This is a genomic window from Heyndrickxia sp. FSL W8-0423 (assembly GCF_038009395.1).
GTDB lineage: Bacteria > Bacillota > Bacilli > Bacillales > Bacillaceae_C > Heyndrickxia > Heyndrickxia sporothermodurans.
The window spans coordinates 2,243,497-2,255,842 of record NZ_JBBPBE010000001.1; the positions used below are offsets into that span (position 1 = coordinate 2,243,497).

Sequence of the window (12,346 nt, forward strand, 5' to 3'; positions counted from 1 at the left end):
GTGTGGAAAGGAGTTGATAAATATGAAGGTAGCGATGGAGGAATTGTTGGGTCTTGAGTCAGAGTTAAATGATAGTATGAAAAATATCACAGCTAAGCTCGATACGATCAAACAAAAGACGGATAATATTAGCAAATTAGCATCTTTTCAAGGAAAAGCCGCTAGTACGGCAAAACAATATTTCCAAACGGTTCATGGTCAATCTGTGGAGGATTTAAAAGCAGTGGCCCAACAACTACAGAAGAATTTTTCCAAAATCATTTCAGAGTTTCAACATACGGTAGATCAATCGAATAGTGCGATCATTACGGAAGATTATTTACATGATTTGAATAAAGAGGTACAAACCATAAAGAATGGTGTTTTAGACACACACCATGAGGGAGAACAAATTATTAGGAACGTTTCGGACATCGTATCACTTAATGTTCCAACTATTTCACCATTTACGAACAGTGTCCACGATTCTCAGAAGCATGTTACAGAGGTTAATAAAAAATTACACGCTTTCGACCAAAGGGCATTACAAATTGTCCAAGAGACGAAACATGAAGTGGAAAAGGTAATGAAGAAAATTGGCGAACATGCCGCGAATAGTGTAGTGGGGTCTAGTGATGTCGCTAAATTTAATCCAGATGATTTAGGGAATAAGGAGCAAAACGATTCATCCCATTTAGCAGCCGTGTTAGTTACGATGGCAATCGGTAGTAAATCCTTTGTTAAAGTTTTAAAGAATATTAATAAAGCGAATACTCTTTCCACTGTAATGGCACAGGCTTATGTTTATTACAAGCTTAAGGATAAAGAAGCACGTATAAATTTTAGAAAAAAAGGAATACATGCATTTACAAAGGAACAGTATCGAACATTTAATAACTATTTATCTTCTACACTATATAAAATTAAAACGAAAGAATTCTATCGCCATCTAGATCAGTATAAATCAAAGGCATTTACGAAAGACAACTTGCCAAAATTGCTAGAAAACCTGGAAGTATACGGCAAAGAACGCGGAAAACTTGCCATGATGCGCGAGTTTGAAGAATTATATGGATTAGATAAATATAGAGAATTTAAAAAGCTATCACATTCCAAAAAAGCCTTGAAAATGGCTACCACATTCAGTGATGAATTAGTAGGAAAGAAATACACCGCAACAAAAAAGGCGATAAACTCATTGCCAAATTGGAAGGATCCAAAGGTTGCCTACAAAAATGCTGTAGAAAACTTTAAAGAAAGTACAAAGGGAATGAATTCATTAGGAAAAAGTATGAAGGTGGTAGGAAAAGGACTAGGACCACTCGGCATGGGGATCATTGCGGCAGATAATTATAATACCTATAAAGGAGATACCCAAAAAGTTGTGGTAGGTACGGCGGTGGATGGCGTATATAGTGCTGGAGCAACAGCCATAGGAGCCGCTGTTGGATCTGCGTTTTTCCCTCCAATTGGGACTGTTGTTGGGGCAGGGGTTGGAATGCTTGTTAGTTCGGGATTAAATATGAAGGGTGGTAATCCACCAAAAAGTTTAACTGAAAGAACAAAAGACTTTGTTAATAAAAAGGTAGATTCAGTTTCCAAAACGTGTAAAAAAATTGGCTCAAAAATTTCCAGTTGGTTTAAATAATGAAGAAGGATGAAACTATGAACAGACTAGATGAAAAATACTTTGCAGATTTTAAAGATATTACCGAAGGACGACTTGATAATAGTGGGATGTTTGTATTTAATATCGGTACATTCTTATTTTCATGTGTGATGATTGGAGTTCCAATTATCTTTATATTTAATTGGAGTTCAGTTGGATGGGATCAGTTATCTCCCTTTTGGCAAAGCATTTTTTACTGTGAAGGCGTATTAATGGTACTTCAATTATTAATTTTGCTCGTTTGTCACCGGGAAACGAACCTTAATCAAAAGATATTAAGTCTTTCAATGGTTATTTACGGATATAAAATGGTAATAGATCCTTTCGTGTTAATTGCCTTTTTTACAATGGATAGAGGAGTATATGAGAATATTAAAATTTATTTGTTTGCAATTCTTCTCTTAGGTTTACTACTTCATTGTATTTTTCTTTATAGGTGGATTCGAAATATAAAAAAAGGTGAATATTCATTGCATCGCAATAACGAAACTAAAAAGTCTCGTAGTATGAAGTATGTTGTAATTCCCATTATTTTTGTAATGGTCATCTTTTCGTTTGTACTAATTCGAAAAATCCCAGGCTCTGATATTACTATTGCAATAATTATAGCGACCGTATTACTTTTGTGCGTTGCTTATGCAATCTGTGAATTTATTATAGTAGCCTATTGTGTCTTACGATTTCCGTCTTTTTCCGTCAATCAACCAAAGAAACAACAGTATGTTAAGAAAAAAAAGAAGACAAAAAAGTAAAAATTAATATAATTAATTTAAATTGATATAGTAATTGAAAAGGATATGATGACAATGGGGGTGTTGGTATAGTTCAATTATTGGAAAAAGATTTCACTAGATTTAAGGACGAAATCAAAGAGGGAAGAATGAGTATGCCTCGTATGAGGAATCACCTCCTTATTTTACTTGTAGTTTCTGGTTTTTTTGTGGGATTATCATTTATTGTAGCCAATGCCAATACAATAGGGTGGGATCAATTATCCTTAGGATGGCATATCCTTTATTATATTGAGGCAATTTTATTTGCAATTCAAATTCTAATCATTCTATTTTGTAGGGCAAATAATCCGTTTAACCAGAAGGTTTTAATTGTTGGTACAGTTGTATTTTTATATAAAATGGCTTTGGATCCATTTTTAATGATGATTATGTTTTTTAAAGATAGTGGAGTTTATGAATCATATGCATTTGTGTTTTATATGATATTAATTTTTGGATTTCTATTTCATATTTTAGTTCTATTAATATTAATAAATAGATTAAAGAAAAAGAATTCAAATATCCTTAAAGAGACAAATATTTCAAAATTTAAACTCTCGTTACCGGTTTTATTTTTCCTTGTATTGCTATCTGGCCTTTTAATAAATAAAGGGATATTAGGGAATTTCGAGCTTTTATTTGGTGTGCTCATTGTAACATTGATTTATTTAGGTACGCTCGTCGGTGTATGTGAATTCATTATAGCGACCTATTGTATATTTCGATTTCCATCCTTCTCAGTCAATCTACCACCAAAGCAACAATATGTAAATAAAAGAAAAAAGGAAAACCCAAAAAAGTGAGATAGCTATAACTAATATATCTTTTTTTATGAAACTTGAAGTATTGAGATAATGAATTTTTTCAGTGAAAAAAACTTCGCAGGATTAAAAAGAATCATAGGCGGGCGTTCAAATGATTTTGATGATATGTATATGTTTCATTTAGGAACATTGATTTATACCATATTTGTTCTTGGACTCCCCTACTATGCGGTGTTTAATTGGAACGCCGTAGGCTGGAGCAATTTTAGTTCCTTTTGGAAAGGAGTGGCCTTTTCTGAAGGGGGACTATTTGTATGCCAAATACTTCTCTTGCTTTTTTGCCACAAAAAGAACAATATTAATCAAAAAATATTAAGTTTTTCCAAGGTCATCTATGGTTATAAAATTATAATTGATCCTTTTGTGTTCATTTCGATTAGTGCAATGGATCGTGGCGTTTTTGAAAATATAGAAGCGTTTTTATTGACGTTATTTTTATTGGGAATACTCCTCCACTTTGTTCTATTATACCGTTTGATATTTTATATTAAGAAAGGTATGTATTCCTTAAGCGACAAAGAAATAAAAAAAGAAAAGGGAAGCCTAGTCTTAATCATACCTATCTTTTTAGCAATGGTGGTCTGTTCCATATTACTTTTAACAAGATATGCTGATTTTGATATAATTTTCTTTCTAATAGCCGCTATCGCATTGTTTTTTTATACGGGTAATGCAGTATGTGACTATATAATGGATGCCTATTGTATCTTACGCTTCCCATCCTTCGCCGTCAATCCACCACCGAAGCAACAATATGTTAAAAAGAAAAAGAGAAGGAAGAAGAAAAGAAGATAGTTTGCACATTTAATAAATTTATAGATTTATAATTGTTCATGAGGGGGATCTTTGATGATTGTACGAGAAGAGTCGTTAGTGATAAGGAATGTTGTGACTGTGGAAGAGGTTATTCCGCATGATGAATGGTTTTTACCCGCTTTAGGTTTGCGAAGGAATTTGGTGAATGAAGACATTTATTATACGAGCCCGGTTGTATTTAAGGTGGAGGAAATGAAGAATGAACCTTCTTTCGGTAAATATACATATTATATTGGGTTGAATACGGAAGTAGAAGTAGGTGAAGATGCGAACTTTAAACAACTAGAGTATTTGGAAATCACCCCTGCTATTTATGTTCGCTGTCCGGAAGTCGATGAATTGGAAGAAGCATATGAACTTTTAAGACATTATGCGAAAGAGAACGGTCTAGAAATCGATGAATCCTTTTATCACGTATGTTTTGATGCGTTTGATAATGTCATCATGGACATTTACGCTCAAGTGAAGGAAGGGTGAGATATGGTTATTGAATACGAAACAATTATGCATAAAAATGTCGTTTGGCACACTTATGAAATTCACTATAGCCAGTTTGAAATGGCATTAGAAGATTTTAACGAAAAACTTGTAAAAGCTAATTTAACGATTGCGGGTCCTCTTTTTTATGCATTGTACAATATCCCTTTTGACGAAAGAATGTTAATTGATATTTTTATTCCCGTCGAGCAATCATATGTACCTAAAGAATCAGATTTATTCTTCCAAAGTTATTTTTATATGGATCAAATGCTAATGACAAGAGTGAGAAGTAACTTTGAGACTGAAACAGAGCATGCATATGATGAACTATTTCAATTTGCGGTTAATCATGGCTATAAAATAAACTCGCCGATTTTTCATATTTTAAGAGGTGATGATGAAGGACAGTGGGTTGAAATTAAAGTAAAAGTTTTTGTCGATGATTCAGAGGAATTAGGATTATAATGAGACGTTTCGTCTATATTCAATTAAAAAGCTACTATCGATTTAGATAGTAGCTAATCTTAGGATATTTTCCCGCTTTAAGATATCCCTTTCATTCATGAACCAAATTGTTTTTCCAATTCCTTTAATTCATCTGTTAATAATAAAAATGTTTGCTTGTCTTTGTAATCTAGAGCAAGATCAATTCTTTTCATTATCTGCTCTTTTCTTCGAGTTAATAGCAATTCATTTAAAATCATTTCCGCATAAATTTCCGCCATAAATTTTTCGTTTTTTATTTGTGTCATCGCATATTCCTTAACCATCTCTGTGTAGGACTTTTTTTTCTCCATCGATGATCACCTCTAACCTTTTTTTTAGTGTAAAGGTTTTTACACAAAAAGTCAATTTAATACTTTAAATATTCAGATATATAGTTTTGAAAATATTTTAAATTTTTTATCAAAAAATAGTGCTAAAGTTGTAAAAATACATTATAATATGTATATATTTAACTATTTTTGTTGAAAAGGGGAGAAGAAAATGTCTGAAAAAATAATCGAGGAATTTGAAATTTCACCATTTACAATGGCTATTTTGCCGATTACGTATGGGTCTAAAATTTATTCAGAAATTATAGAGGTTGACAACCGATGTATATCTCCGTTTAAGCCGTTAGAAATTATGAAGAATAGTTGTGAGTATTATGGAGCTTCCTATGAAGGGAGGAAAAATGGGACAAGGCGCCTTATAGGGATTACTCATAAAGCACCTATTATGGTTGATCCTTATTCATCTATTTATTTTTTTCCAACTACATCACCAATGAATCCAGATTGTATATGGCTTTCACTTAATCATGTTCTTCACCACGAACGATCATCTTCTAATAACACCTTAGTCACTCTTCGTAATAAACAGACGCTAGAAATTCCAATCTCCTTAAGTTCATTCACCAACCAATTACGAAGGGCTTCTCAACTACAAATAAAATATTATCAACATATAGAAAACATGGATAACAAATATAAACGTACAGGCTTTTATTTAAACATGGAGGCCTCAGAACGGAAAAGGGAATATGATTACAAAAGATTTTTTGAGGAATAAAATAGTCTGACAGATAAAGAAGAAGCAATCTTACTACTAATGATTGCTTCTTCTTTAAAAAGCAGTCTTACAGAGTATCCTGCAATGTTCAGCGCCTGAGCAAGGCGTTTCCGCTTTTCTTACTACGCTCTTTTTATAACTGAATCGTTTTGGAATCTTTGAAACAGGTAGTATTTCATTAATTCCTCCGATCGATTCCGCAGTCTTGGATTAAAATAATTGTGTGCTTCCTCATAACCTTTATAAAGAAACATATACATTGTAAAGGCATCATCCGATTTTATTTTTTCCACTTTAATTTGTTGCTGTTTCATATAACGCTTCACACCAGCTAATTCTTTTTGGATACATATCATCGTTTCTTCAATCCATTCGAGATAAGGCTTTTTAAGTTTGAATGGGCTGTTATTAATAATTTCCAAATCGCGATTTAATATAATCAATATCATTGGCAGATAAATTGCTTTCTCAATAATATTTCGATCATTTTCAGGTATTTTAGTCATTGAAGAGTCCTCCTTTAAAGGAACATGTGTTCGTATATATTTTACTCGTGTCGAGCAAAAATTTCAAGTTAATTATGACTGTAGTTTCTCCATAAAAATACAGATTATCGACACGATTACTTAAAGATTGTTACTTTCAACAATATCAAACGCACAGAGTGGATTGGAGCGGAAGGCAATTGACTCCTGCGGGATCAGCTGGACAGATGAGACCCCGCAAGAGCGAAGCGATGAGGAGGCTCATCGCCAGCCCCGCGGAAAGCAAGTGCCTGTAGCGGAAAGGAACGGTTCCTTAAAAAAGTGCCAAAATTAAAAAATAATTGCAGGGATAATGTTTTGGGTGGCGAAATAAATAAGTAGATAAGTAAGAATATATCAAATTCGACTGAATATGAGGAAAGGTGATCAAATGACAAAAAAAGGTATACAAGCCGAAGATTTATATGATTTGAAATCAATAGTTGATCCACAACTTTCTCCAAATGGGAATGAAGTGGTTTTTGTACAAACACATATTGAAAAAGAGAAAAAGGATTACGTATCAAATTTATATTATATGAATTTACGTGATAAGCGGACAAAACAGTGGACATTTGGTAACGATCGCACACATTCCCCACGCTGGTCTCCAAACGGAAATGAGCTTGCATTTGTATCAACAAGGGAAGGGAAATCCCAAATTTTTGTTCTATCAAAATTTGGAGGAGAAGCGAAACAAATTACATTTTGCAAAAATGGAGCCAAAAACCCGGTATGGTCTCCGTGTGGAAAGAAAATTGCCTTTTCAGTTGTAATTGGAAAAGAGGAATCGATCCATGATCAAGTGAAAAAGGAAACGGAGGAAGATAAAGAATTAAAACCATTAGAAGTTGAAAAGATGAAATATAAGTCCGATTCAAGTGGTTTCTTGGATCTTACACAATTTTCACATATTGGAATGGTGAATCTTGAAACAGGAGAAATTGAACAGTTAACAAACGGTGAGAATCATTACTCACTTGGCTCGTGGTCGCCAGATGGAAAATATGTAACATTTCTTGCCGATTTTTCCGAGGATAGTGATGCGTCGTTTATTTCCGATGTCTATTTATTTAATCTAGAAACAAAAGAGTCGATTCCGGTGACGAAAGGGACAGGTAGTTTTTGGCAAACCTCTTGGTCGCCTAATAGTCGTTATTTATCATTCCAAGGAAATGAGCAAGAGTTTAAAAATGCTACTCATAGTAAGGTTTGGATATATGATTTACAGACGAAGGAACTTAATTGTTTTACAAGTGAAATTGACGCACCGGTAGGGGATTATGCTGTTGGCGATTTCCAACAGGGAGCGGCTTTGCCAGGTGTACAGTGGGCAGAAGATAATGAAAGTTTTTATTTCGTCATTTCTGACCACGGAAACACGATTGTTTATTATGGAAATATCTCGGGAGAAATTTATCCGGCATTACATGACGAGCAACACGTCTATGGATTCTCATTACATCCAAAAGACCATACGGCAGTGGTTGCGATTAGTACAGCAACAGAGCCTGGTGAGTTATATTTTGTTAATTTACAAAATGGGGAAAAACAACAACTAACGTTTGTAAATCAGGAATTTTTGCAAACAAGAGTGCTTTCTGATGTCGAACCAATTGAATTCGAAAGTGAAGATGGATGGAACGTACATGGTTGGCTTATGAAACCAGTTGGATTTGAAGAAGGGAAACAATATCCATTAATTTTAGAAATCCACGGCGGACCACATGCGATGTATGCGAACACCTATTTTAATGAGTTCCAAGTTTTGGCTGCACAAGGATTTGCCGTCCTATATGTAAATCCACGGGGCAGTCACGGCTACGGACAAAAGTTTGTCGATGCAGTTCGCGGCGACTATGGCGGAAATGACTATAAGGATTTAATGAATGCTGTGGACTATGTTTTAGATAAATATGAATTTATTGATAAAGATCGTCTCGGTGTAACAGGGGGCAGTTATGGCGGATTTATGACCAATTGGACCGTCGGGCATACGAATCGATTTAAAGCTGCCGTCACTCAACGGTCGATCTCCAATTGGATTAGTTTTTACGGTGTAAGTGATATCGGTTACTACTTTTCCGAGTGGCAAATTCTCGCAGATTTAAATGATATTGAAAAACTTTGGAAGCATTCCCCGCTTGCCTATGCGAAAGATATTGAAACACCATTGCTAATTATCCATAGTGAGAAAGATTATCGCTGTCCAATTGAACAAGCGGAACAATTATTTATTGCTCTTAAACGTCAACAAAAACAAACAAAATTTATCCGATTTCCCGAATCCAATCACGAACTATCAAGAAGCGGGAAACCTGACTTAAGAATAAAACGGTTAAATTATATTAAAGATTGGTTCTTGCAATATGTTTAATAATACTCATTAAAAAAACCTACAAAGGGACAATTAACAAATGTTTTGCAACAGCCCTTTTGTGGTTTTTTTTTTTTTTTCGGAAAAATCTTATTTTGGAATTATAATCCTTTCCCATTGTATGCTATACTTAAGAAAAAAATTTCTATTAGAAAGTAAATTGCGGTAATATTTTAAGAAAAGTGCCTGATAGAATAGGGGAAACAAGATGGATTTTCACTCACTTAAAGAATGGTTCACCATTGAAAATATGATGAATTTAATTGAGCAATATCGTTCATTCGGACCTTTACCAGGGATCTTATTAATAATAATTGAAGCGTTTTTGCCTTTCTTGCCACTGTTTTTAATTGTATTGGCAAATGCAAATGCATTTGGCCTATGGCTAGGCTTTTTAATATCTTGGGCAGGTGCCAGCGCAGGAGCAATTCTCGTTTTCTTAGTTATTCGTAGATTTGGAAAGAGTAGAATATTATCTTTTTTACATAGAAATCGACAAGTCGAAAAAATCACACGCTGGGTGGAACAACACGGATTTGGCCCTATTTTTCTGCTTCTTTGCTTTCCTTTCACCCCTTCAGCAGTCGTCAATATTGTTGCAGGTTTATCAAAAATCAATACTTTTCAATATATTTTAGCTGTTGTAACTGGAAAAATGGTTATGATTTTTATTATCAGTTTTGTTGGGCATGATGTTGTGTCATTAATATATAAACCATTAAAAACGGCATCTGTTCTTCTTATCATCGTCATTCTATGGTTCATTGGCAAAAGAATTGAAGTAAGATTAGCAAAAAGATTGGAAAAGGAGAAGAAACTAGGAAAAAGCCAATAGGGAAAATTGAGCCAGTTTAAATGGCCCTAATTTCGCATAAAAGCATAAAAAAATAAAAATGCACCTCAAATACCATTTTGCGAGGTGCATTTTTATGGATATGCAGCTTGAACTATTACACTATACTTAGCTTCGATATGAAACTAACTGATTATATTAATCATGTCGATGATCTAATAGTATTTACTGCCTTTGCTCAATTTTGCCTTCTGTTCATTTTCTTCGTTTTACCTCATTTTTAAAGGATTTAATCAGCGAGAACATCATAAAAATTAGGATGAAGGCGAAAGGGAAAGCCGCGATAATTGACGCTGTTTGCAAAGCTGTCAATCCACCGGACCAAAGCAGAACCAATGCCGTAGCAGATACAAGAATTCCCCATATAATTTTAGTAAGATTTGGAGGATTTAAGCTTCCATTTGTCGTTTGCATACCGAGAACAAAGGTTGCTGAGTCAGCTGATGTAATGAAAAATATACTAATAAGTAAAATCGCTAATATAGATGTGATCGTGCTCAATGGGAAATGCGCCAATACGGAAAATAATGCAACTTCAGTACCTTGACTTTTGATCACGTCACCAAGATTTACATGCATGATCCTTTCTAAGTACATTCCGGAACCGCCAAAAATGGAGAACCATAATGTACAGAAAATAGTTGGAACAACTAAAACACCGATAATAAACTCCCGTACTGTACGTCCCTTTGAAACGCGGGCAATAAACGTCCCTACAAATGGAGCCCAAGCAATCCACCATGCCCAATAAAAGAGTGTCCAATTCTGCATCCATTCGCTATGTTGCTCATCAAATGGAGAAATATTCAAACTCATGCTCGGAAGTTTTTGAATATAATTTCCAAGGGTTGATGTAAAGTAATCAAGCAAAAAACCTGTATTTCCCGCAAATAATAAAAATAGCATCAAAATAATTGCAAAGGCTACATTCGCGTTACTCAGCCACTTTATTCCACGCCCTAACCCGGATACAGCTGATAATATAAATAAAACCGTAACGATTATAACAATAATAAATTGAACGGAAATGCTGTTTGGGATGTTAGGAGATATAAAATGCAAACCGCCGTTGATTTGGGCTGCACCTAGTCCTAATGATGTAGCGACACCAAATACCGTTGCCAAAACGGCAATAATGTCAATGAGTTTACCGATCCATCCTTTTACCTTATCTCCTAATAATGGATAAAACGTGGCACTAATTAATCCGGGTGCCCCTTTTCTAAATTTAAAATAGGCAAGGGCGAGAGCGATCACTGCGTATATTCCCCACGGATGAAGTCCCCAGTGGAAGAAGGAATACCTCATGGCATCGGCAGCGGCCTCCTTAGTACCGGGATCCCCATACGGCGGAGCCAAATAATCCTGCAATGGTTCGGCTACGCCATAGAAAACAATACCAATGCCCATTCCGGCACTAAATAACATGGCAAACCAACTGATAAGGCCATATTCGGGTTTTTCATCATCTTTTCCAAGTTTAATTTTCCCGTATTTAGAGAAGATTAAGTAAATCGCAAAAAGCAAAATGACACTTGCTACTATAAGATAGAACCACCCAAATTGCGTTTGCAGAAATTTTTGGATATCGCCTGTTACACTTGCCAGATTATCGGCAGCAAAGGCTCCCCAAAGAACAAATAAAATGGTAATAATAACTGAAATCGTAAAAACAATTGTTACTTTCTTCATCAAATCCACCTTTCAAACTTTTGCAGTTCACAACATGTCTCATACCATCGTCAATCTTCTAAGAGACTATATTGGAACTCCCATCTTTCACTATCGGTTAACTCTTCTAATGAGACTTCTAAATTGTTCCCTAAAAAGATCGTTCCACCGTTGATCGCAACGACCATCGCATCAATGAAATGATTGCCGCTGCGTTTTCTATATACATCACCGATATTTGGCATCTCACCTTTGAAACTATTTGCAGGTTGAGATTGATCGGAGATATTTACATCACTATCTTCCTTATTTTTATCTAAATAATCAATCGGGTGAGAATTCTTATCGCGGCCCGGAACCATTAATAAATATTCATTATGTTTGATCCCGTTAGATTTAGTGGTAATAACCCCTTTGGTTTCAACAGATGACACAATCTCAATTTCGTTTAATGAGTAGTGGTCAAGGTAATCGGGATTTGGGTTTGTAATTAAGATATAGTCCCCTTCTTCAGCTTTTTTTTCCTTATGTAGTGTAAAAGGCTTATTATTGAAAATAAAGCTGTCAAGATGCATCGGTTTATATCTTTCAACTTTCGAGGCATTCGTTAAATGCTGTGTCAAATCTTTTAGCTTGACAAGATGGACGGACTGTTTGTACATAGGCTTCACAGAATACACCCTGTGCAATTCGTTGTTAAAATATACAAATTGCCCTTTTCTTACTTGATACAGTTTCACGTATTATACTCTCCTTTCAGTGCTTTTAAATAATTAAAATGCTAAGAAAATTGATAGGTATAACCTAAGTGTATATGATATCATAC

General features: G+C 34.7%; 13 protein-coding genes. 9 read left to right on the plus strand and 4 right to left on the minus strand.

Translation table 11 applies throughout. The annotated features are described in order from the left end of the window. The first annotated feature begins 22 nt into the window (after positions 1–22). From MKY81_RS11355 to MKY81_RS11380, 6 genes are all read left to right on the plus strand, one after another. Positions 23–1,627 carry a T7SS effector LXG polymorphic toxin gene (locus tag MKY81_RS11355; protein ID WP_341117840.1) on the plus strand — a complete coding sequence of 535 codons (1,605 nt, stop codon included), beginning with the start codon at positions 23–25 and terminating at the stop codon, positions 1,625–1,627. Beyond that, entirely contained in the window at positions 1,627–2,400 is a 774-nt protein-coding gene (locus MKY81_RS11360) for a hypothetical protein (RefSeq protein WP_107921366.1), read from the plus strand. Before MKY81_RS11355 ends, MKY81_RS11360 begins: the two co-directional genes overlap by 1 nt. Before the next feature lie 80 nt (positions 2,401–2,480). Further along, a complete protein-coding gene (locus MKY81_RS11365) occupies positions 2,481–3,224 on the plus strand; it encodes a hypothetical protein (protein ID WP_341117842.1) in 744 nt (247 codons plus the stop codon). A 51-nt stretch (positions 3,225–3,275) separates the two neighbouring features. Continuing rightward, positions 3,276–4,040 (plus strand): hypothetical protein, encoded by a 765-nt coding sequence (locus MKY81_RS11370; protein ID WP_108071834.1) that lies wholly within the window; start codon positions 3,276–3,278, stop codon positions 4,038–4,040. Between the two features lie 54 nt (positions 4,041–4,094). Then, positions 4,095–4,538, plus strand: coding sequence for a DUF5085 family protein (locus MKY81_RS11375; RefSeq protein WP_066233991.1), 444 nt, complete (start codon positions 4,095–4,097; stop codon positions 4,536–4,538). 3 nt (positions 4,539–4,541) lie between these two features. Beyond that, a complete protein-coding gene (locus MKY81_RS11380; RefSeq protein ID WP_066233994.1) occupies positions 4,542–5,006 on the plus strand; it encodes a DUF5085 family protein in 465 nt (154 codons plus the stop codon). Between the two features lie 95 nt (positions 5,007–5,101). On the opposite strand, the gene MKY81_RS11385 is transcribed toward MKY81_RS11380, so the two are convergent. Next, entirely contained in the window at positions 5,102–5,338 is a 237-nt protein-coding gene (locus MKY81_RS11385) for an IDEAL domain-containing protein (protein WP_108071832.1), read from the minus strand. A 190-nt stretch (positions 5,339–5,528) separates the two neighbouring features. On the opposite strand from MKY81_RS11385, the gene MKY81_RS11390 reads away from it, so the two are divergent. Continuing rightward, positions 5,529–6,095, plus strand: coding sequence for a competence protein ComK (locus tag MKY81_RS11390; RefSeq protein ID WP_066234000.1), 567 nt, complete (start codon positions 5,529–5,531; stop codon positions 6,093–6,095). 122 nt (positions 6,096–6,217) lie between these two features. On the opposite strand, the gene MKY81_RS11395 is transcribed toward MKY81_RS11390, so the two are convergent. Further along, on the minus strand, positions 6,218–6,601 hold the full coding sequence (locus tag MKY81_RS11395; protein WP_107920881.1) for a hypothetical protein: 384 nt from the start codon (positions 6,599–6,601) through the stop codon (positions 6,218–6,220). Positions 6,602–7,010: 409 nt separating this feature from the next. On the opposite strand from MKY81_RS11395, the gene MKY81_RS11400 reads away from it, so the two are divergent. After that, a complete protein-coding gene (locus tag MKY81_RS11400) occupies positions 7,011–8,996 on the plus strand; it encodes a S9 family peptidase (RefSeq protein ID WP_108071830.1) in 1,986 nt (661 codons plus the stop codon). Positions 8,997–9,204: 208 nt separating this feature from the next. Further along, entirely contained in the window at positions 9,205–9,831 is a 627-nt protein-coding gene (locus MKY81_RS11405) for a TVP38/TMEM64 family protein (protein WP_108071828.1), read from the plus strand. A 213-nt stretch (positions 9,832–10,044) separates the two neighbouring features. Here the strand turns inward: MKY81_RS11405 and MKY81_RS11410 are convergent, their stop codons facing one another. Then, positions 10,045–11,541: a glycine betaine uptake BCCT transporter gene (locus MKY81_RS11410; RefSeq protein WP_107920878.1), complete on the minus strand. Its 1,497-nt coding sequence runs from the start codon at positions 11,539–11,541 to the stop codon at positions 10,045–10,047. A gap of 50 nt (positions 11,542–11,591) precedes the next feature. Next, positions 11,592–12,260, minus strand: a complete 669-nt coding sequence (locus tag MKY81_RS11415) for a hypothetical protein (RefSeq protein WP_107920877.1) — start codon at positions 12,258–12,260, stop codon at positions 11,592–11,594. Between the last annotated feature and the right edge of the window lie 86 nt (positions 12,261–12,346).

What these genes read in the sequence shown, in the direction of transcription:
- MKY81_RS11355 (WP_341117840.1), top strand. Translation starts at nt 23, where the DNA reads ATGAAGGTAGCGATGGAGGAATTGTTGGGTCTTGAGTCAGAGTTAAAT.
- MKY81_RS11360 (WP_107921366.1), top strand. Translation starts at nt 1,627, where the DNA reads ATGAAGAAGGATGAAACTATGAACAGACTAGATGAAAAATACTTTGCA.
- MKY81_RS11370 (WP_108071834.1), top strand. Translation starts at nt 3,276, where the DNA reads ATGAATTTTTTCAGTGAAAAAAACTTCGCAGGATTAAAAAGAATCATA.
- MKY81_RS11375 (WP_066233991.1), top strand. Translation starts at nt 4,095, where the DNA reads ATGATTGTACGAGAAGAGTCGTTAGTGATAAGGAATGTTGTGACTGTG.
- MKY81_RS11380 (WP_066233994.1), top strand. Translation starts at nt 4,542, where the DNA reads ATGGTTATTGAATACGAAACAATTATGCATAAAAATGTCGTTTGGCAC.
- MKY81_RS11385 (WP_108071832.1), bottom strand. Translation starts at nt 5,338, where the DNA reads ATGGAGAAAAAAAAGTCCTACACAGAGATGGTTAAGGAATATGCGATG.
- MKY81_RS11390 (WP_066234000.1), top strand. Translation starts at nt 5,529, where the DNA reads ATGTCTGAAAAAATAATCGAGGAATTTGAAATTTCACCATTTACAATG.
- MKY81_RS11395 (WP_107920881.1), bottom strand. Translation starts at nt 6,601, where the DNA reads ATGACTAAAATACCTGAAAATGATCGAAATATTATTGAGAAAGCAATT.
- MKY81_RS11400 (WP_108071830.1), top strand. Translation starts at nt 7,011, where the DNA reads ATGACAAAAAAAGGTATACAAGCCGAAGATTTATATGATTTGAAATCA.
- MKY81_RS11405 (WP_108071828.1), top strand. Translation starts at nt 9,205, where the DNA reads ATGGATTTTCACTCACTTAAAGAATGGTTCACCATTGAAAATATGATG.
- MKY81_RS11410 (WP_107920878.1), bottom strand. Translation starts at nt 11,541, where the DNA reads ATGAAGAAAGTAACAATTGTTTTTACGATTTCAGTTATTATTACCATT.